Source organism: Aliivibrio friggae, assembly GCF_057368515.1.
Genome location: NZ_CM170648.1, coordinates 2926747 through 2951277 on the forward strand (window position 1 = coordinate 2926747; position 24531 = coordinate 2951277).

The following is a 24531-nucleotide window of genomic DNA, read 5'->3' on the forward strand; positions in this document are numbered from 1 at the left end:
AAATTTAAAGGATTAATAACAATGCCTACAGCACCTAAAAACAGATACCGTTCAGCCACCACAACTCATGGTCGTAACATGGCTGGAGCTCGCGCACTATGGCGCGCAACTGGCGTAAAAGAAGAAGATTTTGGTAAACCTATCATTGCCGTAGTTAACTCATTTACCCAATTTGTTCCGGGTCATGTTCATCTAAAAGACATGGGACAATTGGTTGCTGGTGAAATTGAAAAAGCAGGCGGTATAGCTAAAGAATTTAATACCATTGCGGTTGATGATGGCATTGCAATGGGTCACGGTGGCATGCTTTATTCTCTACCATCACGTGAACTTATTGCTGATTCAGTTGAATACATGGTTAATGCTCACTGTGCCGATGCAATGGTATGTATCTCTAACTGTGACAAAATCACTCCGGGAATGATGATGGCAGCAATGCGCCTTAACATTCCAGTGATCTTTGTTTCTGGTGGCCCAATGGAAGCAGGTAAGACCAAGCTTTCAGATCAAATAATCAAGCTTGATCTAGTCGATGCAATGATCCAAGGCGCCGACCCAACAATTTCAGATGAACAAAGTGAACAAGTAGAACGTTCTGCGTGTCCAACCTGTGGCTCATGTTCAGGTATGTTTACCGCGAACTCAATGAACTGTTTAACCGAAGCATTAGGATTATCTCAACCAGGTAACGGCTCAATGCTTGCTACTCACGCCGATCGAGAAGAACTGTTTATCAATGCAGGTAAACGTATCGTGACTCTAACTAAACGCTATTACGAGCAAGGTGATGATTCCGCTCTACCACGCAATATTGCCAACAAAGCAGCATTTGAAAATGCAATGGCGCTAGATATTGCGATGGGTGGTTCAAGTAATACGGTTCTTCACCTAATTGCCTCAGCTCAAGAAGGCGAAATCGATTTTGATATGGATGATATTGATGAGATGTCTCGTCGAGTACCTCATCTATGTAAAGTAGCACCTTCAACACCAAAATATCACATGGAAGACGTTCACCGTGCAGGTGGAGTAATGGCTATCCTTGGCGAGCTAGATCGAGCAAATCTACTTAATAGTGATACCAATACCGTGCTTGGCTTAACGATGAAAGAGCAACTGGCTCAATACGACATCATGCAAACCGAAAATGAAGCGGTACTTAAATTTTTCCGTGCTGGTCCTGCTGGTATTCGAACCACTAAAGCTTTCTCACAAGATTGTCGTTGGGATCGTCTTGATGATGACCGTGAAAATGGCTGTATTCGTACCAAAGAAAATGCCTTTAGCCAAGAGGGTGGTCTAGCCGTTCTTTCTGGTAATATCGCTGTTGATGGATGTATTGTAAAAACAGCTGGTGTTGATGAAGATAACCTTAAATTCCAAGGTCCAGCCATTGTATTTGAAAGCCAAGACAGTGCAGTAGAAGGCATCTTAGGTGGCAAAGTAAAAGCCGGTGATGTTGTCGTTATTCGCTATGAAGGCCCTAAAGGTGGTCCGGGAATGCAAGAAATGCTGTACCCAACCACTTATTTAAAATCAATGGGATTAGGCAAAGCTTGTGCGCTTCTTACTGATGGTCGATTTTCTGGTGGTACATCAGGTCTCTCTATTGGTCATGTCTCACCAGAAGCTGCAAGTGGTGGCACCATTGGTTTAGTAAATACTGGCGACATCATTACCATCGATATCCCAAGTCGCTCTATTACTCTTGATGTTTCAGAATCTGAACTGGCTGATCGTCGAGTGAAACAAGACCAATTAGGCTGGAAACCAGTAAATCGCCAACGTGAAGTTTCTTTTGCACTAAAAGCGTACGCAAGTATGGCAACCAGTGCAGACAAAGGCGCAGTACGTGATAAATCTAAGTTAGAAGGATAAGGCTTATGACAACACCTTCTAATCAAACTGGCGCAGAATATCTGCGTCAGATCTTACGAGCCCCCATCTATGAAGTTGCCACTGTTACGCCACTTCAAGGGATGCCACGTTTATCGGAACGACTTAATAATCACGTACAGTTAAAGCGAGAGGATCGCCAACCGGTTCACTCATTTAAGCTTCGTGGTGCTTACAATATGGTGGCAAACTTAACTGAAGAACAGAAGCAAGCTGGCGTTATTGCAGCTTCTGCAGGTAATCATGCTCAAGGTATGGCGCTTTCAGGCACTAAGCTTGGGATCCAAACCACCATCGTTATGCCAAAAACAACCCCTGACATCAAAGTAGAAGCGGTGAAAGGGTTTGGTGGCCGAGTCATTCTTCACGGCCGTAACTTCGATGAAGCAAAAGCCGAAGCAGAGCGTTTATCTGAGCTTCACGGCTATACCTTTGTTCCTCCATTTGATCATCCTTTAGTGATTGCAGGGCAAGGAACGATAGGAATGGAAATGCTGCAACAAAATGGGCATTTAGATTATATTTTTGTTCCTGTCGGTGGTGGTGGCTTAGCCGCTGGTGTTGCCGTTCTTATCAAACAATTAATGCCAGAAATTAAAGTAATCGCAGTTGAACCTGAAGACTCAGCCTGCTTAAAAGCCGCATTAGATGCAGGAGAACCAGTAATACTGGATCAAGTAAGTATGTTCGCCGATGGTGTTGCCGTTAAACGTATTGGTGATGAAACCTTCCGTTTATGCCAAAAATATCTTGATGGCCATATCACCGTTTCTAGCGATGAAATCTGTGCCGCCGTCAAAGATATTTTTGAAGACACTCGTGCGATTGCTGAACCATCAGGTGCATTAGCATTAGCAGGTTTGAAAAAATTTGCTGATAAAAACCAACTTAATAATAAACAACTTGGGGCTGTACTTTCTGGTGCAAACACTAACTTCCATGGTTTACGCTACGTTTCCGAGCGTTGTGAACTTGGTGAGAAAAGAGAAGGTTTATTAGCTGTCACGATTCCTGAGCGCCAAGGTGCTTTTTTTGAATTCTGCAATTTAATTGGTGGCCGAGCCGTTACTGAGTTTAACTATCGATACAACGACAATAAACTAGCAAACATCTTTGTTGGTGTCCGCTTACAAGAGGGACAAGAAGAGCTCAATAACATTATTAATGACTTACAACAGAGTGAATACCCTGTTGTTGATCTCTCTGATAATGAAATGGCAAAGCTTCATATTCGCTACATGATAGGAGGTAAACCCTCTAAGCCATTGAAAGAACGATTATACAGTTTTGAATTTCCAGAATATCCTGGTGCCCTAGTCAAATTTCTCAGTACATTAGGCACTCATTGGAATATCAGTTTATTCAATTACCGAAATCACGGGGCTGATTATGGACGTGTTTTGTGTGGCTTTGAATTAGATGATTCTGATCTCCTTGTTTTCTCTAAACATCTAGAAGAATTAGGTTATCGATGCAAAGATGAAACTGATAATCCAGCTTATAAGTTCTTTTTATCTTAATAGCGTATGGCATTTGTAAGGCTACTATTTTTTTAGCCTTATTTTCATTCATTTTTGAAATTCTGCTATACAATCGTTTAAAAAATGCTATTATTTTTCTCGGCCTGTAAACAGACCTATTTATCTGTAATATTATGCTTTTGAAACCTTCGTTATACTGCTTTACCAGTTATGCTTGAAGCTTTTTATACATATGTTTTACCTCAATAAATAATTCTTTATGGCTACAACTTCGCATTATGCGAATTATTTAATTAAAAAAAATTAGGATTTATTATGTCTAAATCAACTGGTATCGTTAAGTGGTTCAACGAAGAGAAAGGTTTCGGTTTCATTACTCAAGATAACGGCGGCGCTGACGTATTCGTTCACTTCCGTGCTATCGCAACTGAAGGTTTCAAAACTCTGAAAGAAGGCCAAGCGGTAACTTTCACTGTTGAACAAGGTCAAAAAGGCCCACAAGCTGCAGACGTTACTCCAGCTTAATTCGAATTTTCGAATAAAATTTTTAAATGCTGACTTCGGTCGGCATTTTTTTTGTCTGTCATTTGTAGTATCAAATTTCAGATACAAAAAAAGAAGCGATAATCGCTTCTTTTTTTATGAACAAATACCTATAAAAATAGGAATAAGCATTTAAATATTAACTATTTTTTTGTTGGACGCTGCCAATTAGCAATACGACGATCTTTAGCTCGGCTAATGTAAAGTTCATTTTCAGCCACATCTTTCGTCACTGTAGAGCCCGCGCCAACTGTCGCGCCATTAGCGATAGTAACCGGAGCTATAAGTTGGCTATCAGAACCAACAAATACATCATCACCAATGATTGTTTTAAATTTATTAGCACCATCGTAATTACATGTAATGACACCAGCACCAACATTTACACGTTGACCAATTTCAGCATCACCAAGATAAGTTAAATGATTCGCTTTAGAGCCTTCCCCAAGACGAACATTCTTCACTTCAACAAAGTTACCTACGTGAGCATCATTGCAAAGCTCAGCGCCTGGGCGTAAGCGAGTAAATGGACCAACCGTACAATCTTCACCTACTGTAGCGCCTTCAATCACACTGTAAGGACGAATAATCGTATTATCATCAATCTCACAGTCTTTCAGTACACAACCAGCTCCGATAACGACGTTATCACCAATCGTTACATTACCTTCAATGATCACGTTTGCGTCGATCTCAATATCCATACCACACTGCAGAGATCCTCTAAGATCAAAGCGGCTTGGATCACGAAGCATTACACCTTGCTCTAATAGTTTTTGTGCTTGTGCTGATTGATAAGCTCTTTCTAAACGAGCTAATTGAGCGCGATCATTCACACCTTCAACTTCAATCGGACTAACAGGATGTACCGCTTCTACAGCACGACCTTCATCATGTGCAGCTGCGATGATATCTGTTAGATAATATTCACCTTGTGCATTTTCATTCTTTAATGCAGCTAACCAACGCTTTAAATCACCGCCAGTAGCAACCATTACACCGGTGTTTATTTCTTTAATAAGCTTCTGCTCTTCCGTTGCATCTTTCTGCTCTACAATCGCGATTACAGGGCCATTACGACGAATAATACGGCCATAACCCATAGGGTTATCAAGAACAACAGTCAGTAATGCAATACCACCTGTTGGCTGAGAGTCTAGTAAATTTTCTACCGTTTCAGCACTAATCAAAGGTACGTCACCATATAGAACTAACACTTTCTCATCATCAGAAAATTCAGGTGCTGCTTGGTTAACCGCATGGCCTGTACCTAGTTGATCGGCTTGAAGTACCCAAGTTACTCGCTCTTCACCTAGTTCAGCTTTCATTTGATCACCACCGTGACCATAAACTAGGTGGATATTTTGAGCACCAAGACCTTCACATGTATCAATTACATGCTTTACCATTGGTTTACCCGCTAAAGTATGAAGCACTTTAGGTTTGTTTGAGTACATGCGAGTGCCTTTACCCGCTGCTAAAATTACTGCACTGAATTTCATGAAAAGCCCATTCTATTATTATGCTAACTGATATCGACTCTGCATCGATAGCATTTACCTAGCTAGTGGAAATCAAAATATTAAATCCATTACTTACTACTGAGTTACATACAAAGTAATGATTAATGGGATTAATATGCGGATTAAATTATAAGCTAAAAGCAGCCGCTTTGGGTAAGAGATAAGTAAGAATACTTAGATAAAAAAGAAAAGGCGACCCAAATAGGTCGCCTTCTTTCTAATGGTGCTTGATTAACGCGAACGTCTTGTCAGTTCGATAACTCGAAGCTGTGCGATCGCTTTAGCCAAATCACTGGCCGCTTGAGCGAAGTTAATGTCGCCATGCTGATTCTTAATATTTTCCTCAGCCTTGCGTTTAGCTTCTTCTGCCTTAGCTGCGTCTAGGTCTTCACCACGGATTCCGGTATCTGCCAAAACAGTTGCCGAACCAGGTTGAACCTCAACCATGCCACCCGAGACATAAATGTACTCTTCGTGACCGTGTTGTTTAACAATACGCACCATACCAGGCGTGATAGCGGTCAGCAGCGGTGCGTGACCATGGAAAATACCAAGTTCACCTTCGCTTCCGCTCACCTGCATCGTTTCAACAAGTCCTGAGAATAATTTTTTCTCAGCACTTACAACGTCCAGGTGAAAGGTCATTGCTGCCATATCGCCTCCTAATCAGCCTTATAGCTTCTTCGCATTCTCAAGCGCATCTTCAATCTTACCGCAGTACATGAAGGCTTGCTCAGGAACGTCATCGTAATCACCAGCTAATAACCCTTTAAAGCCAGCTAATGTGTCTTTAAGTGGTACGTAAATACCTGGGTCGCCAGTGAATACTTCAGCTACGTGGTAAGGTTGAGTTAAGAACTTCTCAATCTTACGGGCACGAGATACAACTTGCTTATCTTCTTCAGATAGCTCGTCCATACCTAGGATAGCAATGATGTCTTTTAGCTCTTTATAACGCTGTAATGTAGATTGTACATTACGTGCGATATCATAGTGCTCTTGACCAACAACAAGTGGATCAAGTTGACGAGATGTTGAATCTAACGGGTCAATCGCAGGGTATAAACCCATTGAAGCGATATTACGGTTAAGTACAACTGTCGCATCTAAGTGAGCAAACGTTGTTGCTGGAGATGGATCCGTTAAGTCATCCGCAGGTACATATACCGCTTGAACTGAAGTGATAGAACCACTACGAGTTGAAGTGATACGTTCCTGAAGAACACCCATCTCTTCAGCTAGTGTAGGTTGGTAACCTACCGCTGATGGCATACGACCTAGTAGAGCTGATACTTCAGTTCCGGCTAGTGTATAACGATAGATGTTATCAATGAATAGTAAAACGTCACGACCTTCGTCACGGAAACGCTCTGCCATTGTTAGACCAGTCAAAGCAACACGTAAACGGTTACCTGGTGGCTCATTCATTTGACCGTAAACCATTGCTACTTTTGATTCTTCAGGTTTTTCGATGTTTACAACACCAGCTTCCTGCATTTCAAAGTAGAAATCATTACCTTCACGAGTACGCTCACCTACACCTGCAAATACAGATAGGCCAGAGTGTTGTAATGCGATGTTGTTGATAAGTTCCATCATGTTGACGGTCTTACCTACACCAGCACCACCGAATAGACCGATTTTACCACCCTTAGCGAATGGACAAATTAAGTCGATTACTTTAACACCCGTTTCTAGAAGTTCAGTCGAGTTAGACTGCTCTTCGTAGCTAGGCGCTTCGCGGTGAATTGAATAATGCTCTTCAGCACCAATATCACCACACTCATCAATCGCGTCACCAAGAACGTTCATGATACGGCCTAATGTTTTAGTACCCACTGGAACTGTAATTGGCGCGCCAGTATTTTCTACTGCTAAGCCACGACGTAAACCATCTGAGCTACCCATAACGATTGCGCGTACAACGCCACCGCCGATTTGTTGTTGAACTTCAAGAACAAGACGTTCTTTTGCATCAACAACATTCAGAGCATCGTATACACGAGGTACACTGCCTTGTGGGAACTCTACATCGACTACCGCACCGATGATCTGTACGATCTTACCTGTAGTCATCGTTAATCCTCTAAACTGTTTAAATACCTATGCTTAAACCGCTGATGCGCCTGAAACAATTTCTGAAAGCTCTTGTGTAATCGCCGTTTGACGGGCTTTGTTATACACAAGTTGCAGTTCATCAATAATGTCACCAGCGTTATCAGTTGCCGCTTTCATCGCAATCATTCGCGCTACGTGTTCGCAGGCTAAATTCTCAACCACACCTTGATACACTTGTGATTCGACATATCGAACCAATAAGGCGTCTAGTAATGGTTTTGGCTCGGGCTCATAAATATAGTCCCAAGAATGAGTGCGTTTCATTGCTTCATCTTCAGATTTAGGCAAAGGAAGTAATTGGTCAATTGTTGGCTCTTGTACCATTGTATTAATGAACTTATTACTCACTACATACAGGCGATCCAACTGGCCTTCATCATATTTCTTAAGCATCACACCAACAGTACCGATCAATTCTTCTAAACTAGGTTTATCACCTAGACCAGAGTTTTGAGCAATAACGTTGCCGCCATAACTATTAAAGAATGCTGTTGCTTTAGAGCCGATAACGGCTAAATCAATTTCAACACCATCTTCTGACCATGTTTTCATTTCTGCCATGACTTTTTTAAACAAGTTAATGTTTAAGCCACCACATAAACCACGATCACTAGAAATAATAATGTAACCAACGCGCTTAGCTTCGCGCTCCTCAAGGTATGGATGTTTATACTCAAGGCTACCAAGCGCTAAATGACCGATTACTTTACGTATTGTCTCAGCATATGGACGAGACGCTGACATCGACTCTTGCGAGCGACGCATTTTAGAAGCGGCTACCATTTCCATTGCTTTCGTGATCTTTTGAGTGCTTTTTACACTCCCGATCTTGTTACGAATTTCTTTCGCACCGGCCATCGTTACTCTCCGTTTTCGGGTGACCTATTACAGGCCACCAACGAATTACCAGGTCTGGGTTGCTTTAAAGTCTTCAACCAGTTTAACAAACTGAGCTTCAACTTCTTTGTTCCAAGCACCCGATGAGTCGATCTCTGTTGCTAGATCGGCAAATTGACCACGAGCATACGACAGCAATGCTTCTTCGAAATCAGCAAGCTTAGAAAGCTCAACATCATTCAAATAGCCTTTCTCAGCTGTAAAGATAACTAAAGCTTGATCAAAAACAGACATTGGAGCGTACTGCTTTTGTTTCATTAGCTCAGTTACTTTCTCACCATGATCAAGTTGCTTTTTAGTCGCTTCATCAAGATCAGATGAGAACTGAGCAAACGCTGCAAGTTCACGGTACTGTGCAAGAGCAGTACGAATACCACCAGACAGTTTCTTAATGATCTTAGTTTGCGCAGCACCACCTACACGAGATACAGAGATACCTGGATCTACTGCAGGACGAACACCAGCGGTGAACAGTTCTGTTTGTAGGAAGATCTGACCATCAGTAATCGAGATTACGTTGGTTGGTACGAATGCAGATACGTCACCAGCTTGAGTTTCGATGATAGGTAGAGCAGTTAAAGAACCAGTTTTACCTTTCACTTCACCATTAGTGAATTTCTCAACATACGCTTCGCTTACACGAGCAGCACGCTCTAGTAGACGAGAGTGTAAATAGAAAACATCACCAGGGAATGCTTCACGACCCGGTGGACGTTTCAATAGTAGAGAAATCTGACGATAAGCTACCGCTTGTTTAGATAAGTCATCATAAACAATTAGAGCATCTTCACCGCGGTCACGGAAGTATTCACCCATCGCACAACCTGAGTACGGTGCAAGATATTGCAGCGCAGCAGATTCAGAAGCAGATGCAACAACAACGATAGTGTTAGCTAACGCGCCGTGCTCTTCTAATTTGCGAACTACGTTAGCAATTGTTGATGCCTTTTGGCCAATCGCAACATAGATAGAGAAAATACCAGAATTCTTCTGATTAATGATCGCATCGATCGCCATTGCTGTTTTACCAGTCTGACGGTCACCGATGATTAGCTCACGCTGACCACGGCCGATTGGGATCATTGAGTCAACTGACTTATAGCCAGTTTGTACAGGTTGGTCTACTGATTTACGATCGATTACACCAGGTGCAATCACTTCTACTGGAGAAGTCAATTTCGCATCAATAGGGCCTTTACCATCAATTGGCTCACCAAGTGTGTTTACAACACGACCTAGCATTTCAGGACCTACTGGTACTTCAAGGATACGACCAGTACCTGTTACTTTCATGCCTTCCTGTAGGTCAGCATATGGGCCCATTACAACAGCACCAACTGAGTCACGCTCAAGGTTTAGTGCTAGCGCGTAACGGCCGCCCGGTAATTCAATCATTTCGCCTTGCATAACGTCTGCAAGGCCGTGGATACGAATGATACCGTCGCTTACCGAAACGATTGTACCTTCGTTGCGAGCTTCACTTACAACGTTGAATTTTTCAATACGTTGTTTGATTAGATCGCTAATTTCCGTGGAATTAAGTTGCATGCTCCATTCCCCATCAAGACTGCAATGTTTCACTCAGGCGGTTCAAACGACCACGTGCTGAGTTATCAATGACTAGGTCTCCGGCTCGAATTATGACCCCAGCTAGTAGGGCCTCATCTACGCTACAATTCAGCTTCACTTTACGCTCTAAACGAGCTTCAAGTTTGGCACTAATGTCAGCTTTTTGCTGTTCTGTTAGCTCAACAGCTGAAGTAACTTCAGCATCAATCATTTTTTCAAACTCATGTTTTAAAAAGATATATTGTTCTAACACATCAGGTAGAACCTTCAAACGGCTGTTTTCAGCCATTACATGAATCAGGTTCTGTCCAAACTCGTTTAATTGTTCACCACAAATTGAAATAAAGATTTCTGCCAGTTTCTCTGGTGCAATAGCACCATCAAGTAACTGAGCAACGTCTTCATTCTTTGTGACTTCTGAACAAAAAGTTAGCATTTGAACCCATTGGTCCAATTCATTCTTTTCGACCGCAAAGTCAAAAGCTGCTTTCGCGTAGGGGCGTGCGATGGTTGTCATTGTCGACATATCTTGGCCCCTTTTACTTACAATTTCGCAGTGATGTTATCAAGAATATCTTTCTGAGCTTCTACATCAATAGAACGCTCCAAGATTTTCTCGGCACCAATCACAGCCAGAGTTGCAACTTGTTTACGCAGTTCATCGCGAGCGCGTTTGCGTTCAGATTCAAGTTCAGCTTCACCTTGCGTAAGAATCTTCTGACGTTCTGTCAGAGCTTCTTCACGAGCTTCGTCTAAAATTTGACCTTTACGTTTGTTCGCTTGTTCGATGATCTCAGTTGCAGCGCGCTTTGCTTCTTTCAGTTGATCAGAAGCATTGGCTTGTGCCAAATCAAGGTCTTTAGCTGCGCGTTCAGCGGCAGATAAACCGTCAGCAATTAACTTCTGACGTGCCTCGATCGCTTCCATGATTGGTGGCCATACATATTTCATGCAGAACCAAACAAACAGTGCGAAAGCGATTGCTTGACCAAGCAGAGTTGCGTTCATATTCACAACAGCTACCCCTCGTTAAGAATCAGCTACAAAAATTCAATTAGCAAAAGGCTAGATTAGCCTGCTAGTTGACCAACAAATGGGTTAGCAAATGTGAATAGTAGCGCGATTACGATACCGATCATTGGAACCGCATCCAATAGACCAGCGATGATGAACATCTTAACTTGTAGCATTGGAGCCATTTCAGGTTGACGAGCTGCGCCTTCCAGAAACTTACCACCAAGAATAGCAAAACCAATTGCTGTACCTACAGCACAAAGACCAACAATAATAGCTACTGCGATAGCTGAAAAACTAAGAACGGTTTCCATTTATATTCTCCAATTGAATAGATAGAGTTGTATTAAAAATTTAAGATTAATGATCGCCATCTTCATGAGCCATTGACATATAAACTATCGTCAACATCATGAAAACAAATGCTTGGATTAAGATAACCAAAATATGGAAAATAGCCCAAGGTAACGCACCGACCCATTGTAAATACCAAGGTAACATTGCAGCGATTAGAATAAACACCACTTCACCAGCGAACATGTTACCAAACAGACGCATGCCTAAAGAAAGAGGTTTAGCAAGTAGCGAAACAACTTCAATAAGTAGGTTGAAAGGGATCATAATCCAGTGGTTAAACGGGTGTAATGCTAATTCTTTTGCAAAACCACCTAGTCCTTTTACTTTAATGCTGTAATAAATCATTAAAGCGAACACACCAAGAGCCATTGCCATTGTAATGTTTACATCAGCAGTAGGAACCACCTTAAGATAAGGAAGGCCTAACAACTGTTCAGCTGAGTAAGGTAAGAAGTCAATTGGAACTAAATCCATGACGTTCATAATTATTACCCAACAAAATATGGTTAAAGCTAGTGGAGCAACTAGAGGGTTTCGACCATGGAAAGTCTCTTTTACGTTGGTATCAACGAATTCAACTACCATTTCAACGAAACACTGTAATTTACCTGGTACTCCAGTTGTTGATTTCTTAGCTACAGAGCGAAATACCCAAAGGAATAACATCCCTGTTAGCACAGAAAAAAACAAGCTGTCTATATGCACATTCCAAAAACTTAATTCATCAACAATGCCAAATTTCCCTAATGAGAGATTTTGCAGGTGATGATTAATATATTCAGTAGGCGTTGACGCAGACATAACTTTTCCTATTTCCTGTTGTTAATAAAGAAAACTGGTGCAAAGATATTACTACCCAGTACCAGCAAATAGGTTAGTTTGAGGGGAACAAGTTCCACCTCCGTATACACGTAAACAATAGAAAATAAGACAATTGTTATAAGAATTTTAAGCACTTCACCCAGATAGAAAAAAGCAGCAACCATTTTAGCGGCTCTTGCCCCACTGAACATAAATGCACATTTTGAAAACACTGAATTAGCGATAATAAAAATACTACCACCAACTAATGCTGACATTCCCCAACTAGCACTAACGGCTATGCTCATCCCTATTGCCATAACTGTAGTGACACTAAGCTGAATCAATAACAATCGCTTTGCAAGCAAACGCCCTGGTTTCGCTAGCGTAACTACCATGTATTCTTCCTTTAAAGCATCTTTGCCTTGATATAAATCAACACAAGACGAAGATTTTGCAAAAATTATACGTTGCACCCATATGAATGCAATCAAATAGCATTAAAAAGTTACATTTATGAGAACAATGCAGTAACTTTTACGACGTAAAATACGATTTCACTTTGAAACACTGTTTTATATCACACTTCGCTTTCTAGCTTTGCGATTAGTAGCTCTAATTTGTGAGCCTCGTCAAAGGTAATCGTTACCTTGCCTTTACCTGATGAATTTCGGCTTATCATTACTTTTGAGCCAAGTGTTGATGATAGTTTATCTGAAATCGCCATCATTTCGGTATCAATAGCTTTAGGTTGCTCTTCTTTTTCTGGCGCAAGTAACTCTTTTACTTTTTGCTCAGTTTGACGAACCGTCAGCTTTTTCTCAATGACCAAATGAGCAAGTTCGATCTGTTGTTCGCTCTCTAATGCTAATAACGCACGAGCATGGCCCATCTCTAGTAATTTCTGTTCAACCAGTTTTTTAACTTCACTTGTAAGTGCATTAAGGCGCAACAAGTTGGTTACCGTTGTACGAGACTTACCAATGACTTCTGAGATTTGTTGATGAGTTAATTCAAACTCTTGCTGTAAGCGCTCTAGTGCTTGCGCTTCCTCAATCACGTTCAAATCTTCACGCTGAATATTTTCAATTAATGCCATCGCAATAACCGCTTTATCTTCAACAGATTTAACAACACAAGGAACCTGTTTTAAGCCGGCTTTCTTTGCGGCACGAAAACGTCTTTCGCCAGCAATGATCTCATATTGTTGTTCAGCAACTTGGCGGACAACAATCGGTTGAATAATTCCTTGAGAACGAATGGAAGCTGAAAGTTCTTCTAATGCGTCTTCTTCCATTGTTTTTCTTGGTTGATATTGTCCAGCACTAAGCTGATGAATACCCAGCTCAACCAATTGAGTATCTTTTGAAAGTGTTTCACTTTTTTCGGCACTCGCTTGTTTCTCACGAGCCAGTGAACTTGTTGCTAATAGCGCATCTAATCCTTTGCCTAAACCACGTTTATTACCCATGAATTTCTGTTTCCCTTTCTTTTTCCATTTCGTCACGGCGAATTATCTCTCCGGCAAGAGCTAAGTAAGCTTTTGCACCATTTGAGTATTTATCATAATACATTGCAGGTTTACCATGACTAGGCGCTTCTGCTAAACGCACATTTCGAGGGATGACAGTGCGATACACTTTATCACCAAAATGCTTTTTTAATTGATCAGAGACATCATTGGCTAAACGATTGCGAGGATCGAACATGGTTCTTAATAATCCTTCGATCTTTAAATCGGCATTCACAACAGCGGCCAATTTACCAATAGTGTCAATTAAAGCGGTTAGCCCTTCGAGTGCATAATATTCGCACTGCATAGGAACTAATACAGAATCCGATGCTGCCATGGCGTTAATTGTAAGGAGATTTAGAGCAGGAGGGCAATCAATAAAGATGAAATCATAGTTACCACGAATTGGGTAGATCATGTTGCGCAAGCGAACCTCTCGCGCAAACACTTCCATTAATTTGATTTCAGCAGCGGTGATATCACCATTTGCTGCTATCAAATCATAACCGCCAGAGGTCTCCTCAATTACGACCTTTTCAAAAGGAACTTCGTCAACCAACAACTCATACGCAGTTGCATCCACATCGTATTTATCAACACCACTAGCCATAGTGGCGTTACCTTGAGCATCAAGGTCAATAAGTAACACTTTTCGATGTGTTGCAGCCATAGATGCAGCTAAATTTACAGCTGTTGTTGTCTTACCTACGCCACCTTTTTGGTTCGCAATCGAGATAACTCTTCCCACACTAACCTCTTATTCCATTATTTTTTTCCGATTAGAGTCACTAAATGCCTTTCGCCCTCTAACTCGGGAACAATTAAAGCGGCAACGTCTTTGACTGAGCACCATTCAGGAAGATCATTTGCTTCATCTTCTGAGTAGATCCCTTTTAATGCCAAAAACACACCATCTTCTTCTTTTGGAAGATGATGACACCAATTCACCATGTCTGTCATTGATGCAAACGCACGACTTAGGACTGCATCAAATTTTTCTTCAGGTTGAAACTCTTCAACACGACTTTGGATTGGCGTAACGTTGGTAATTTTTAATTCGTGAATCACTTGTTTAATAAAACGAATTCGCTTACCCAAGCTATCTAGCAAAGTAAATGATTTCTCAGGATTCATAATCGCTAATGGGATCCCAGGTAAACCAGGACCCGTACCAACATCAATAAAACGCTCACCAGATAGTTTTGGACTAACCACAATACTATCTAAGATATGTTTAATAACCATTTCACTTGGGTTTCTAACCGACGTTAAGTTATACGCTTTATTCCATTTATGAAGTAGAGCAACATAGCCAAGTAATTGTTCTTTTTGCAATTCAGAGACAGTTAGCTCTGTTTGAGCAATTAATAGATCGAATTGTTGTGATAAATCGGTCATGTTATGCCCCTTTCTTTAATAAACCGTGTTTCTTTAAATGAACCAATAAAATAGAAATTGCAGCCGGTGTGATGCCTGAAATACGAGAAGCAATACCAAGCGTTTCTGGTTTTGCATCACTTAATTTAGCAACAACTTCATTCGACAACCCTTTCACTTTACTGTATTCCAAATCAAGTGGCAGTTTTGTATTTTCATGGCGTAATGATTTTTCAATTTCATCACGTTGACGCTGAATATAACCCGCATATTTTACTTGGATTTCAACTTGTTCAGACGCTTGAGAATCTTCAATTGCAGGTGCAAAGTTTTCCAGTGAAACCAATGTTGAATACGTTACTTCAGGACGGCGAAGAAGATCCTCTCCACTTGCTTCACGTACGATCGGTGTTTTCAGGATCGAATTCACTTGATCAATGTTTTCTGATTTAGGGTTGATCCAAATATCTTTTAAGCGTTGACGCTCTTTTTCAATATTTTCCACTTTTTCATTAAATCGAGCCCAACGAGCATCATCAACTAAGCCAAGTTCACGACCTTGTTCTGTTAAACGTAGATCCGCATTATCTTCACGTAAAGACAAACGATATTCGGCACGCGATGTGAACATACGGTAAGGTTCTTTAGTACCAAGCGTTGATAAATCATCAATTAATACTCCCATGTACGCTTCATCACGACGTGGGCTCCAGCCTTCTTTGCCTTGAGCAAACAAACTTGCATTAAGACCGGCCATTAAACCTTGAGCAGCTGCTTCTTCGTAACCGGTTGTACCATTGATTTGGCCAGCAAAGAATAAACCTTCAATAAATTTGGTTTCGTAAGTTGATTTTAAATCACGAGGATCAAAGAAATCATACTCAATTGCGTAACCTGGACGCACGATGTGTGCATTTTCAAACCCTTTCATTGAGCGAACAATTTGTAATTGAACATCGAATGGTAAGCTGGTTGAAATGCCATTTGGGTATAATTCGTGAGTCGTTAAACCTTCTGGTTCAATAAAAATTTGGTGACTGTCTTTGTCTGCAAAGCGCATCACTTTATCTTCAATTGAAGGGCAATAACGAGGACCAATACCCTCGATAACGCCAGCATACATAGGGCTGCGATCAAGGTTTTTACGAATTACATCGTGTGTTTTTTCATTGGTATGCGTGATAAAACAGTTGATCTGTTTTGGCTGTTGCTCACGGCTACCCATAAATGAAAATACAGGGGTAGGGTTGTCACCTGGCTGTGCTTCTAAATTTGAAAAATCTACAGTACGAGCATCAATACGTGGTGGAGTACCTGTTTTTAGGCGATCGATCCTAAATGGACGATCTCGTAAACGTTGAGCAAGAGTGATCGAAGAAGGATCCCCTGCGCGGCCTCCTGAGAAGTTTTCCATGCCAATATGTATCTGACCCCCTAAAAAGGTACCAGCCGTTAATACAACGGATTTAGCACGGAATTTAAGGCCCATTTGAGTAACAGCACCGATAACTTTATCGTTTTCAATGATCAGATCATCTACTGCTTGCTGAAATAGGGTTAGGTTTGGTTGATTTTCCAATACTGAGCGAACATACGCTTTGTATAAGGCTCTATCTGCTTGAGCGCGTGTTGCTCGAACCGCTGGGCCTTTAGAAGCATTTAGTGTTCTAAACTGAATACCGGCATGATCAGTGGCTTGTGCCATTAATCCACCTAAAGCATCCACTTCTTTTACCAAATGGCCTTTGCCGATCCCACCGATAGCAGGATTACATGACATTTGACCTAATGTGTCGATGTTATGCGTGAGTAGAAGTGTCTTTTGTCCTGTTCTTGCAGCTGCTAATGCTGCTTCAGTACCAGCATGACCACCGCCAATAACAATGACATCAAAGTTTTCTTGGTAAAACATGAGTTGACCTTAGGTGTTATGAAAATAGTGAGAAGAATTTAATTTTAAGAGATCCATTTTACCCTTTTTCTAGCTTGGAAAGAAATGAAAAAGTGACGAAGTTCAAAAAATAAAGATCACTTAATATATATAAGATCTTTTAAAGAGATCTCTTATTAGATCTATTATATAGATCGTCGAACTCTGTGGATAAGTAGTAAATGATCAATAGGATCATATACTTTAGTAAGATCCTAAGTTGTGATGAATCTTTGATCTTCGATCGGACTGCTTGAGGATAAAAGAAGTACTTATCCACAAGGGGGTAGGGCGTTAGATCTTATTCAATGGATAACTATAACTTGATCACTGGATCATTGCCTAGTTATCCACATAGTAGCAGTTTTCTATTTAATAACTTTAACTGATAAATACATACAAAAAATTAACAAATATGTTGTTTTAACCACAATTCAGCAGGCTCTTCAGGAATACTATGTTGAGTTACATCTATCTCTAAAAGTGGGAATTTCTCTATCGCACCTAATTCAATCAATGTATTTTGTAATGATTTTCCTGCTGCACAGAAGGTGTCATAGCTTGAATCACCAATAGCAACGATAGCAAACGAGACTTTTGAAAGATGTTGAGCTTGTTCTGTGAGTTGTTGAATAAAAGGCTTTATATTGTCTGGATAATCACCAGCACCATGGGTGGATATGGCAATAATCCAGAGACTATCTATGTCTATTTCATTCAAATTTGGTTGATTATGGATATCTGTAGCAAACTCCATCTCTTCTAATAAATCGGCAAGGTGATCGCCAACGTACTCAGCGCCACCAAGGGTGCTTCCTGTAATAATAGATACGTTTTTCATGAATTTTTCCTATAAAAAATGGGCCATAATAGCCCATGATTGTTGGTGTGATTTGGGGGATTATTTACCGATACAGAAAGAGGTAAATATTCGACCTAGTAGATCATCTGAAGTAAATTCTCCTGTGATCTCGCTAAGATGCTGTTGTGCAATTCTAAGCTCTTCTGCCAGGATCTCACCGGCCATGTAACCTTCAAGTTGTTGTTGGCCTATATCAAGATGCTGAGCCGCTTTCTCTAACGCTTCTAGGTGACGACGGCGAGCCATAAAGCCACCTTCTTGATTACCTGAGAAACCCATACATTCTTTTAAATGCAGACGTAAAGCATCGACACCTTCACCCGTTTTTGCAGACAAACGAATAAGGGTAGGATCGTTAACGTGGCAAATACCTAGATCTTCACCTGTTTGATCCGCTTTATTTCTGATCACTGTCATGCCCATGTTTTTAGGTAAGCGATCAAGAAACTCTGGCCAGATTACTTTAGGGTCTGTTGCGTCAGTGGTTGTGCCATCAACCATAAATAAAACGCGATCGGCTTGAGCAATTTCATCCCATGCTCGTTCAATACCAATACGCTCTACTTCATCAGAGGCTTCACGAAGGCCTGCAGTATCAATGATATGCAAAGGCATACCATCAATGTGAATGTGCTCTCTGAGTACGTCACGCGTGGTCCCTGCGATATCAGTAACGATAGCGCTGTCTTTACCTGATAAGGCATTTAGTAGGCTAGATTTACCTGCATTAGGGCGTCCAGCAATAACTACTTTCATCCCTTCACGCATGATCGCCCCTTGATTGGCTTCTTGGCGAACGGCATTAAGGTTATCAATGATCCCTTGTAAGTCACCACTGACTTTGCCATCAGCTAAAAAGTCGATCTCTTCTTCTGGGAAATCAATGGCGGCTTCAACATAAATTCGAAGGTAAATAAGGGATTCAACTAAGGTGTTAATTTTATTTGAAAAGACACCTTGTAGTGAATTTAACGCAGATTTTGCTGCTTCTTCAGAACTTGCATCGATTAAATCGGCAATGGCTTCGGCTTGAGCTAAATCCATTTTATCATTCAAAAAAGCTCTTTCTGAAAATTCGCCAGGTCGAGCAGGGCGAAGGCCATCAATTTTTAAGATGCGTTTAATCAGCATATCCATGACAACAGGACCACCATGTCCTTGAAGCTCTAGAACATCTTCACCGGTAAATGAATGAGGGTTAGGGAAGTAAAGTGCAATCCCCTGATCGAGTTCAAGGCCATTATCATTTTTAAATGGGGTGTATTCTGCATAGCGAGGTTTAAGGGTCTTTCCTACCACTTCTAAAGCGACTTGTTGAGCTTTAGGTCCGGATACACGGATGATGCCTACGCCGCCTCGGCCTGGTGCTGTTGCTTGTGCAACGATGGTGTCTGTATGTAATGTCATGATTATTCTTAATGTCTATTGCTTGAGCATATTGTAAGCCGATAAAACAAAAAAGGCGACCATAGGCCGCCTTTTGTTTGCTTCTTTAGAAATTCAACTTACTTAGAATGTAAGCCTTTTTTCTCAAGAGCACGGTAAATCAGCGTTTGCTGAATTAACGTTACGATGTTTGAAACTAACCAGTAAAGAACTAGGCCAGCTGGGAACCATAAGAAGAATACAGTGAACATTACAGGCATGAATGTCATGATCTTCTGTTGCATTGGATCCGTTACTGTCGTTGGGCTCATCTTCTGGATTAAGAACATACTTGCACCCATTAGTAATGGCAGGATGTAGTATGGGTCTTGTGCTGATAAATCCGTGATCCAACCAAAGAATGGAGAATGACGAAGTTCAACTGATTCCATTAGTGCCCAGTACAGAGAAATGAAGATTGGCATTTGAAGAACGATTGGTAAACAGCCACCTAGTGGGTTTACTTTTTCTTTCTTATAAAGCTCCATCATTTCTTGGCTCATACGTTGGCGGTCATCACCAATACGTTCACGCATTGCAGTCAACTTAGGTTGAAGCATACGCATTTTAGCCATTGACGTGTATTGTGCTTTCGTTAGTGGGTACATTGCACCACGAACGATGAACGTTAAGAACATGATCGCAAGACCCCAGTTCCCAACAATACCGTGAATGAAAGACAGTAGTTTGTGAAGAGGAGAAGCGATGAACCATAACCAACCGTAATCAACACTTAAATCTAAGTATTTAGCAGTTGCAGCCATTTCTGGTTGAAGTTTTGGACCAGTCCAAAGCGTTGCTGTAAGCGTCGCTTCTTGACCTGCTGGAATTGTTACCGAAGGCATACGAACGCCAATGTAACCGTAATCGCCAGCAACACGTGATGTTAGTGTTGCGTCATTCACGTTACGTGGGATCCAAGCTGATGCGAAATAGTGTTGTAGCATACCCGCCCAACCTTGACCATTTGTCATGTCGATAGATAAGTTCTTATCTTCCATGTCGTCAAAGCTGTATTTTTTATAGCGTGTATCTTCAGTAGAGTAAGCACCACCACGGTACGTAGGCATTGTTAAACTGCCGCCGTCATCCAATAAGTTTTGCTTTAGGTTTGCGTACATTTCTACTGTTGCTGGTGCTGAAGATTGGTTATCAACCGTATAATCAACATCAATAGCGTAGCTGTCACGTTTAAGCACTAGTGTTTTAGTATAAGTAATACCATCTTTCACTAATGTTAACGGAACGCGTAATTCGTTTTGACCATCCGCTAAAACATAATCTGTTTTTTGCGCTGTAAATTGTGCACGACCAGCGTTTGAATCGATGCCTTGAGGACCGATTAAACCACTTTGAGCAATATAGCTGTGATCCGCATCGTTTCTAAGAAGAACGAATTTTGCTTTAGAGTCTAGTTCTGCATCGTATTTATTAAGAACAGATTCAATGATGTCACCACCCAACGTATCTACTTTTAAAGTAAGCACATCAGTTGTGATTGTAATCAGCTTATCAGACTGTGCTGAATCTGCTGGAGTATCACTGTTTGCTGTTGAAGAAGTTGGAACATCACCATCCGTCTGTGTTTGTTGAACGGTACTAACTGTAGCTGGTTGCTGCGGATTAGTTTCTACTTGCCATTGTTGGAAAAGTAAAAAAGAAACTAAAGCCAGTGCTAGCAACAGAATATTACGTTGGGTATCCATCGTTATTGTTCTCTGTCTTTATGCTGCTTGGGTGGGATGGGGTCATAGCCCCCATCATTCAAAGGATGACATTTTAATAGACGTTTGCCAGTTAGCCAACACCCTTTTACTAAACCGTGTGACTTTAGTGCTTCAATTGCATAATGTGAACACGTTGGAGTAAATCGACAGCGAGGTCCAATCATTGGACTGATGACGAGTTGATAAAAACGGATTAGACCGATTGCTATCCACGAGAAGGGCGAGACAGGCGATGCCATAATTTATCTAATAGCTTGTTAAAGTCTTCGTTACTCAGTTCTTGAGCACTCTTTTTAGCGATAACCACAAAGTCTTTCGCAGGTAAGGAATGTTGCTTATTGCGGAAACTTTCACGTGTAATACGTTTAAACTTATTGCGACCAACAGCAGTTTTAATTTGCTTCTTAGGAACAGCAAGACCTAAACGAGGGTGTGATAGTGAGTTTTCTCTGGCAAGAATGGTGAAGTGAGGTGAGCCGGCTCGATGAGCTTGCTTGAAGACTGATTTGTAATCTTCGGGAGTTAACAAGCGTAACTCCCGAGAGAAGTCGTAATTCATCAAAATAATCTATTGATTACTTAGATAGACGCTTACGGCCTTTAGCACGACGAGCGTTGATTGTGTTACGACCGTTCTTAGTTGCCATACGAGCACGGAAGCCGTGAGAACGTTTACGCTTAAGAACTGAAGGTTGGAAAGTGCGTTTCATGGTATTACCTTATTACTGATCAGTAGTTATAGGTTTAATTTAAACCCGGCGTGGGACGTACATTCCGACGCCTCTCAACAAAGAGGCGGAATTGTAATCATTGACAGAAAAATAGTCAATAAGAGGTTCCACGTATTTTCCGGACGATGAATTATACGTTTTGTGAGCGAGAGCGCAAGGATCTTTATGCGATCCCGACTTGATTCAAGAATTTTTGTAATTTTGGATCCTGTGGATAACCAAAAATTTGTTCAGGAGTCCCTTGTTCGACGATCTTTCCATCGGCCATATAGATAACTCTATCGGCGACTTCTTTGGCAAATTGCATTTCGTGAGTTACAACCAGCATCGTTTGGTGTTGAGTCGCTAATTTTTTCATTAATGCGAGAACCTCGCTAACCCACTCAGGATCGAGTGCTGACGTGGGTTCATCAAACAATAATAGCTCTGCTTCAAGAGCCATTGCACGACCAATACCTACTCGCTGCTGTTGGCCTCCAGAGAGGGCCGCAGGGTAGTTATCGCCCTTATCGCCAAGGCCTATATCATCTAATATTTGCTGGGCTTTTCTAAGAGCATCAGCCTTGTTCCACTTGTGGACAGTTATTAGGCCTTCAGCAATATTTTGTCGAGCGGTTAAATGAGAGAATAAGGCATAGTTTTGGAAGATAAAGCCTGTTTTTCGTCGTAAAGCTAATATTTCTGCTTTGGTATTTTTTTCACTGTCCACACTGACATCATCAATACTTATGATGCCCTTGTCTGCAGTTTCAAGAAAATTCACACATCTTAGTAGGGTTGATTTCCCCGTACCACTAGAGCCGATAATGGCAATTATCTCACCTTTATTGATCGTTAGGTCGATACCTGAAAGAACTTCGGTATCACCAAAGCTTTTATGTAGATTCGTTATTTTTATCATCGTACATAGGCCTTATTAAGTTTGGTTTCAGCCCAAGTTTGTACTCGGGTAAGAATAACGACGACACCCCAATAGATTAGAGCGACTGCTAGGAAGGCTTCAAAAAACTTAAAGCTGGAAGAGGCTTCCATTTGTGCTTTAGCCATGATTTCAGACACCCCAAGCGTAAAGGCTAAAGAGGTGGATTTGATCATATCAATGAAATAATTCATTAAAGAGGGCAAAGCCACTCGAGTCGCTTGAGGAAGAATAATACGACGCATCGCTTGAGGCGTTGTCATGCCGATAGATAAGCTAGCTTCCATCTGACTGCGATCAACGCCAATGATAGCGGCACGAATACTCTCAGCCATATAGGCAGCAAAGTGAAGAGTTAATCCAATAACTGCCGCACTAAAGGCATCTAAGCCAACAAAAATTGGAAATACCTGCGGTAAACCATAATAAAGTAGGAACAACTGAACCAGTAGTGGTGTTCCTCGAAAAAAGCTGATGTACAGCTGGCTAAGTTGATCCAATACAGGCACTTTAAATACTCTTAAGTTAGCCAGTACTAACGCCAGAGCCAGTGCAAAGAATAACCCCCATATCGCCATTTCTAATGTCGTACCTAAATACTTAAATAGTATAGGTAGGAGTTCAATCATATACGCTAAATCAAATCCCATGATGTCTCTCTGTTATTTAGTATAAGAAAAGTGATGAGTAAACAGTGTTGACTATATATATTTGATAAGCAATAAACACAAAACCCACTACGTTATGATAGTGGGCTTTATTGTTTACGAAAGTAAATGCTTACTTAGTAATGAGTATGGCTTACTTTGTTACATCAGCATCAAACCATTTTTGAGATATTTTAGCGAGTGTTCCGTCTTCACGCATCTCAGCTAAAGCCTTATTTACTTCTTGTTGAAGCTTTTGGCCTTTTTCATTTTTTACGAACGGCCATGCATTCTCGATCGTTTCAAATGGTTCACCTGCAAGCTGCAGTGGTAAACCTGATTTTTTAATCAGTTGAGCTGCTGATAGACGATCCATCACAAATGCATCTGAACGGCCTAGTGCCACATCATGTTCAATACCAGTATCGTACGTTTTAATGTTTATTTGACCTGATTTGTCGTTATCTCGCAGTAACTTCTCAAAATTAGAGCCTAAGTTTACAGCAACTGTTTTACCCGCTAAGTCATCAATGCCCTTGATACTGTCGTTACCTTTACGAACGGTAATTTGCGCACCATCGACAACATAAGGGTCTGCAAAAAGGTATTTTGCTTCACGCGCTTCTGTTTTGGTAATCTGGTTTGAAATTGTATCAATACGACCGGTTTCTAATAAACCAAATAAGCCCGAAAAGCTCGCCGTTACGTATTCAACTTGATAGTCATTACGGCGACCAATCTCATTCCATAAATCGACTTCAAAACCTTGCAGTTTATCTTGCTTAACAAAGGTGAATGGGAAATAACGACCAGACATCCCTACTTTTACTTCAGTTGCCGCTTGTGCAAATTGTGTCGCGGCTAAGGTTAACGCTAATCCTGTAAGAATGTTCTTTGTCCATTTCATGATTGATACTCCCATTATTCATCAGTAGTGAACATAATACTTTTTTTGCGATTGACCTCTAAATACCCTCTGGTTATTTATAATAACTAAACGATTAATAGCGTTTGTTTTTTATCCATTGTTGATGGTTTTGGGTATAACTCAGGTAAAAAGTGTGTTGATCTAGGTAAAAAAGCGTGATCAGTGTGAATAACTCCGATCTTATTCACTGGATCATCGATCTAACACTGGCACAATAGTTATCCACAGTATAAAATTAGCGACCTTTTTTAATATTTATGAGTGGGGTTGTCC

The 24531-nt window shown here is 41.0% G+C and carries 26 protein-coding genes; 3 read left to right on the forward strand and 23 right to left on the reverse strand.

Annotation, left to right across the window (positions count from 1 at the left end):
• Positions 1-21: 21 nt before the first annotated feature.
• The 3 genes from ilvD (at position 22) to cspE (ending at position 3902) form a co-directional block, all read left to right on the forward strand.
• The gene (gene ilvD, locus AC2INI_RS13600; RefSeq protein ID WP_486305033.1) at positions 22-1878 is read left to right on the forward strand and encodes a dihydroxy-acid dehydratase; all 1857 of its coding nucleotides are present in this window, start codon (positions 22-24) and stop codon (positions 1876-1878) included.
• A gap of 5 nt (positions 1879-1883) precedes the next feature.
• Positions 1884-3416, forward strand: a complete 1533-nt coding sequence (gene ilvA / locus AC2INI_RS13605; protein ID WP_486305034.1) for a threonine ammonia-lyase, biosynthetic — start codon at positions 1884-1886, stop codon at positions 3414-3416.
• Between the two features lie 276 nt (positions 3417-3692).
• Positions 3693-3902 (forward strand): transcription antiterminator/RNA stability regulator CspE, encoded by a 210-nt coding sequence (gene cspE / locus AC2INI_RS13610; RefSeq protein WP_005421580.1) that lies wholly within the window; start codon positions 3693-3695, stop codon positions 3900-3902.
• A gap of 161 nt (positions 3903-4063) precedes the next feature.
• Here the strand turns inward: cspE and glmU are convergent, their stop codons facing one another.
• From glmU to AC2INI_RS13725, 23 genes are all read right to left on the reverse strand, one after another.
• Entirely contained in the window at positions 4064-5422 is a 1359-nt protein-coding gene (glmU, locus tag AC2INI_RS13615; RefSeq protein ID WP_486305035.1) for a bifunctional UDP-N-acetylglucosamine diphosphorylase/glucosamine-1-phosphate N-acetyltransferase GlmU, read from the reverse strand.
• A gap of 252 nt (positions 5423-5674) precedes the next feature.
• Positions 5675-6097: a F0F1 ATP synthase subunit epsilon gene (locus AC2INI_RS13620; protein WP_122033456.1), complete on the reverse strand. Its 423-nt coding sequence runs from the start codon at positions 6095-6097 to the stop codon at positions 5675-5677.
• 18 nt (positions 6098-6115) lie between these two features.
• Positions 6116-7519 (reverse strand): F0F1 ATP synthase subunit beta, encoded by a 1404-nt coding sequence (atpD, locus tag AC2INI_RS13625; RefSeq protein ID WP_122033455.1) that lies wholly within the window; start codon positions 7517-7519, stop codon positions 6116-6118.
• Positions 7520-7552: 33 nt separating this feature from the next.
• Positions 7553-8419 (reverse strand): F0F1 ATP synthase subunit gamma, encoded by an 867-nt coding sequence (atpG, locus tag AC2INI_RS13630; RefSeq protein WP_122033454.1) that lies wholly within the window; start codon positions 8417-8419, stop codon positions 7553-7555.
• A 45-nt stretch (positions 8420-8464) separates the two neighbouring features.
• The gene (gene atpA, locus AC2INI_RS13635) at positions 8465-10006 is read right to left on the reverse strand and encodes a F0F1 ATP synthase subunit alpha (protein WP_486305036.1); all 1542 of its coding nucleotides are present in this window, start codon (positions 10004-10006) and stop codon (positions 8465-8467) included.
• 13 nt (positions 10007-10019) lie between these two features.
• A complete protein-coding gene (gene atpH / locus AC2INI_RS13640) occupies positions 10020-10553 on the reverse strand; it encodes a F0F1 ATP synthase subunit delta (RefSeq protein WP_486305037.1) in 534 nt (177 codons plus the stop codon).
• Between the two features lie 17 nt (positions 10554-10570).
• A complete protein-coding gene (atpF, locus tag AC2INI_RS13645) occupies positions 10571-11041 on the reverse strand; it encodes a F0F1 ATP synthase subunit B (RefSeq protein WP_162922486.1) in 471 nt (156 codons plus the stop codon).
• Between the two features lie 56 nt (positions 11042-11097).
• Positions 11098-11355 carry a F0F1 ATP synthase subunit C gene (gene atpE / locus AC2INI_RS13650; RefSeq protein WP_004411110.1) on the reverse strand — a complete coding sequence of 86 codons (258 nt, stop codon included), beginning with the start codon at positions 11353-11355 and terminating at the stop codon, positions 11098-11100.
• A 46-nt stretch (positions 11356-11401) separates the two neighbouring features.
• Complete coding sequence (atpB, locus tag AC2INI_RS13655) at positions 11402-12199, reverse strand: F0F1 ATP synthase subunit A (RefSeq protein ID WP_122033450.1); 798 nt, start codon at positions 12197-12199, stop codon at positions 11402-11404.
• An 8-nt stretch (positions 12200-12207) separates the two neighbouring features.
• Positions 12208-12597, reverse strand: coding sequence for a F0F1 ATP synthase subunit I (locus AC2INI_RS13660; protein ID WP_122033449.1), 390 nt, complete (start codon positions 12595-12597; stop codon positions 12208-12210).
• A gap of 182 nt (positions 12598-12779) precedes the next feature.
• Positions 12780-13670: a ParB/RepB/Spo0J family partition protein gene (locus AC2INI_RS13665; RefSeq protein WP_122033448.1), complete on the reverse strand. Its 891-nt coding sequence runs from the start codon at positions 13668-13670 to the stop codon at positions 12780-12782.
• Entirely contained in the window at positions 13663-14460 is a 798-nt protein-coding gene (locus tag AC2INI_RS13670; RefSeq protein ID WP_122033447.1) for a ParA family protein, read from the reverse strand. The genes AC2INI_RS13665 and AC2INI_RS13670 overlap by 8 nt, the downstream gene beginning before the upstream one ends.
• A 17-nt stretch (positions 14461-14477) precedes the next feature.
• Positions 14478-15110 carry a 16S rRNA (guanine(527)-N(7))-methyltransferase RsmG gene (gene rsmG, locus AC2INI_RS13675; RefSeq protein ID WP_122033446.1) on the reverse strand — a complete coding sequence of 211 codons (633 nt, stop codon included), beginning with the start codon at positions 15108-15110 and terminating at the stop codon, positions 14478-14480.
• A 1-nt stretch (position 15111) separates the two neighbouring features.
• A complete protein-coding gene (mnmG, locus tag AC2INI_RS13680; protein ID WP_122033445.1) occupies positions 15112-17001 on the reverse strand; it encodes a tRNA uridine-5-carboxymethylaminomethyl(34) synthesis enzyme MnmG in 1890 nt (629 codons plus the stop codon).
• Between the two features lie 424 nt (positions 17002-17425).
• Positions 17426-17860 (reverse strand): FMN-binding protein MioC, encoded by a 435-nt coding sequence (mioC, locus tag AC2INI_RS13685; protein ID WP_122033444.1) that lies wholly within the window; start codon positions 17858-17860, stop codon positions 17426-17428.
• Positions 17861-17920: 60 nt separating this feature from the next.
• Positions 17921-19288: a tRNA uridine-5-carboxymethylaminomethyl(34) synthesis GTPase MnmE gene (gene mnmE, locus AC2INI_RS13690; RefSeq protein ID WP_486305038.1), complete on the reverse strand. Its 1368-nt coding sequence runs from the start codon at positions 19286-19288 to the stop codon at positions 17921-17923.
• 98 nt (positions 19289-19386) lie between these two features.
• Positions 19387-21012, reverse strand: coding sequence for a membrane protein insertase YidC (gene yidC, locus AC2INI_RS13695; RefSeq protein ID WP_122033442.1), 1626 nt, complete (start codon positions 21010-21012; stop codon positions 19387-19389).
• 2 nt (positions 21013-21014) lie between these two features.
• A complete protein-coding gene (gene yidD / locus AC2INI_RS13700; protein WP_122033441.1) occupies positions 21015-21272 on the reverse strand; it encodes a membrane protein insertion efficiency factor YidD in 258 nt (85 codons plus the stop codon).
• On the reverse strand, positions 21239-21592 hold the full coding sequence (gene rnpA, locus AC2INI_RS13705; RefSeq protein ID WP_012548914.1) for a ribonuclease P protein component: 354 nt from the start codon (positions 21590-21592) through the stop codon (positions 21239-21241). The genes yidD and rnpA overlap by 34 nt, the downstream gene beginning before the upstream one ends.
• A 16-nt stretch (positions 21593-21608) precedes the next feature.
• The gene (gene rpmH / locus AC2INI_RS13710; protein ID WP_012548915.1) at positions 21609-21743 is read right to left on the reverse strand and encodes a 50S ribosomal protein L34; all 135 of its coding nucleotides are present in this window, start codon (positions 21741-21743) and stop codon (positions 21609-21611) included.
• 184 nt (positions 21744-21927) lie between these two features.
• Positions 21928-22665, reverse strand: a complete 738-nt coding sequence (locus tag AC2INI_RS13715) for an amino acid ABC transporter ATP-binding protein (RefSeq protein ID WP_122033440.1) — start codon at positions 22663-22665, stop codon at positions 21928-21930.
• Positions 22662-23333, reverse strand: a complete 672-nt coding sequence (locus tag AC2INI_RS13720) for an amino acid ABC transporter permease (RefSeq protein ID WP_486305039.1) — start codon at positions 23331-23333, stop codon at positions 22662-22664. The genes AC2INI_RS13715 and AC2INI_RS13720 overlap by 4 nt, the downstream gene beginning before the upstream one ends.
• 151 nt (positions 23334-23484) lie before the next feature.
• Positions 23485-24237 (reverse strand): amino acid ABC transporter substrate-binding protein, encoded by a 753-nt coding sequence (locus AC2INI_RS13725; protein WP_486305040.1) that lies wholly within the window; start codon positions 24235-24237, stop codon positions 23485-23487.
• Positions 24238-24531 lie beyond the last annotated feature (294 nt).

Excerpts from the sequence above, each read along its gene's own strand:
- ilvD (WP_486305033.1), top strand. The coding sequence starts at position 22 with ATGCCTACAGCACCTAAAAACAGATACCGTTCAGCCACCACAACTCAT.
- ilvA (WP_486305034.1), top strand. The coding sequence starts at position 1,884 with ATGACAACACCTTCTAATCAAACTGGCGCAGAATATCTGCGTCAGATC.
- cspE (WP_005421580.1), top strand. The coding sequence starts at position 3,693 with ATGTCTAAATCAACTGGTATCGTTAAGTGGTTCAACGAAGAGAAAGGT.
- glmU (WP_486305035.1), bottom strand. The coding sequence starts at position 5,422 with ATGAAATTCAGTGCAGTAATTTTAGCAGCGGGTAAAGGCACTCGCATG.
- AC2INI_RS13620 (WP_122033456.1), bottom strand. The coding sequence starts at position 6,097 with ATGGCAGCAATGACCTTTCACCTGGACGTTGTAAGTGCTGAGAAAAAA.
- atpD (WP_122033455.1), bottom strand. The coding sequence starts at position 7,519 with ATGACTACAGGTAAGATCGTACAGATCATCGGTGCGGTAGTCGATGTA.
- atpG (WP_122033454.1), bottom strand. The coding sequence starts at position 8,419 with ATGGCCGGTGCGAAAGAAATTCGTAACAAGATCGGGAGTGTAAAAAGC.
- atpA (WP_486305036.1), bottom strand. The coding sequence starts at position 10,006 with ATGCAACTTAATTCCACGGAAATTAGCGATCTAATCAAACAACGTATT.
- atpH (WP_486305037.1), bottom strand. The coding sequence starts at position 10,553 with ATGTCGACAATGACAACCATCGCACGCCCCTACGCGAAAGCAGCTTTT.
- atpE (WP_004411110.1), bottom strand. The coding sequence starts at position 11,355 with ATGGAAACCGTTCTTAGTTTTTCAGCTATCGCAGTAGCTATTATTGTT.
- atpB (WP_122033450.1), bottom strand. The coding sequence starts at position 12,199 with ATGTCTGCGTCAACGCCTACTGAATATATTAATCATCACCTGCAAAAT.
- AC2INI_RS13660 (WP_122033449.1), bottom strand. The coding sequence starts at position 12,597 with ATGGTAGTTACGCTAGCGAAACCAGGGCGTTTGCTTGCAAAGCGATTG.
- AC2INI_RS13665 (WP_122033448.1), bottom strand. The coding sequence starts at position 13,670 with ATGGGTAATAAACGTGGTTTAGGCAAAGGATTAGATGCGCTATTAGCA.
- rsmG (WP_122033446.1), bottom strand. The coding sequence starts at position 15,110 with ATGACCGATTTATCACAACAATTCGATCTATTAATTGCTCAAACAGAG.
- mnmG (WP_122033445.1), bottom strand. The coding sequence starts at position 17,001 with ATGTTTTACCAAGAAAACTTTGATGTCATTGTTATTGGCGGTGGTCAT.
- mioC (WP_122033444.1), bottom strand. The coding sequence starts at position 17,860 with ATGAAAAACGTATCTATTATTACAGGAAGCACCCTTGGTGGCGCTGAG.
- mnmE (WP_486305038.1), bottom strand. The coding sequence starts at position 19,288 with ATGACATTACATACAGACACCATCGTTGCACAAGCAACAGCACCAGGC.
- yidC (WP_122033442.1), bottom strand. The coding sequence starts at position 21,012 with ATGGATACCCAACGTAATATTCTGTTGCTAGCACTGGCTTTAGTTTCT.
- yidD (WP_122033441.1), bottom strand. The coding sequence starts at position 21,272 with ATGGCATCGCCTGTCTCGCCCTTCTCGTGGATAGCAATCGGTCTAATC.
- rnpA (WP_012548914.1), bottom strand. The coding sequence starts at position 21,592 with ATGAATTACGACTTCTCTCGGGAGTTACGCTTGTTAACTCCCGAAGAT.
- rpmH (WP_012548915.1), bottom strand. The coding sequence starts at position 21,743 with ATGAAACGCACTTTCCAACCTTCAGTTCTTAAGCGTAAACGTTCTCAC.
- AC2INI_RS13715 (WP_122033440.1), bottom strand. The coding sequence starts at position 22,665 with ATGATAAAAATAACGAATCTACATAAAAGCTTTGGTGATACCGAAGTT.
- AC2INI_RS13720 (WP_486305039.1), bottom strand. The coding sequence starts at position 23,333 with ATGGGATTTGATTTAGCGTATATGATTGAACTCCTACCTATACTATTT.
- AC2INI_RS13725 (WP_486305040.1), bottom strand. The coding sequence starts at position 24,237 with ATGAAATGGACAAAGAACATTCTTACAGGATTAGCGTTAACCTTAGCC.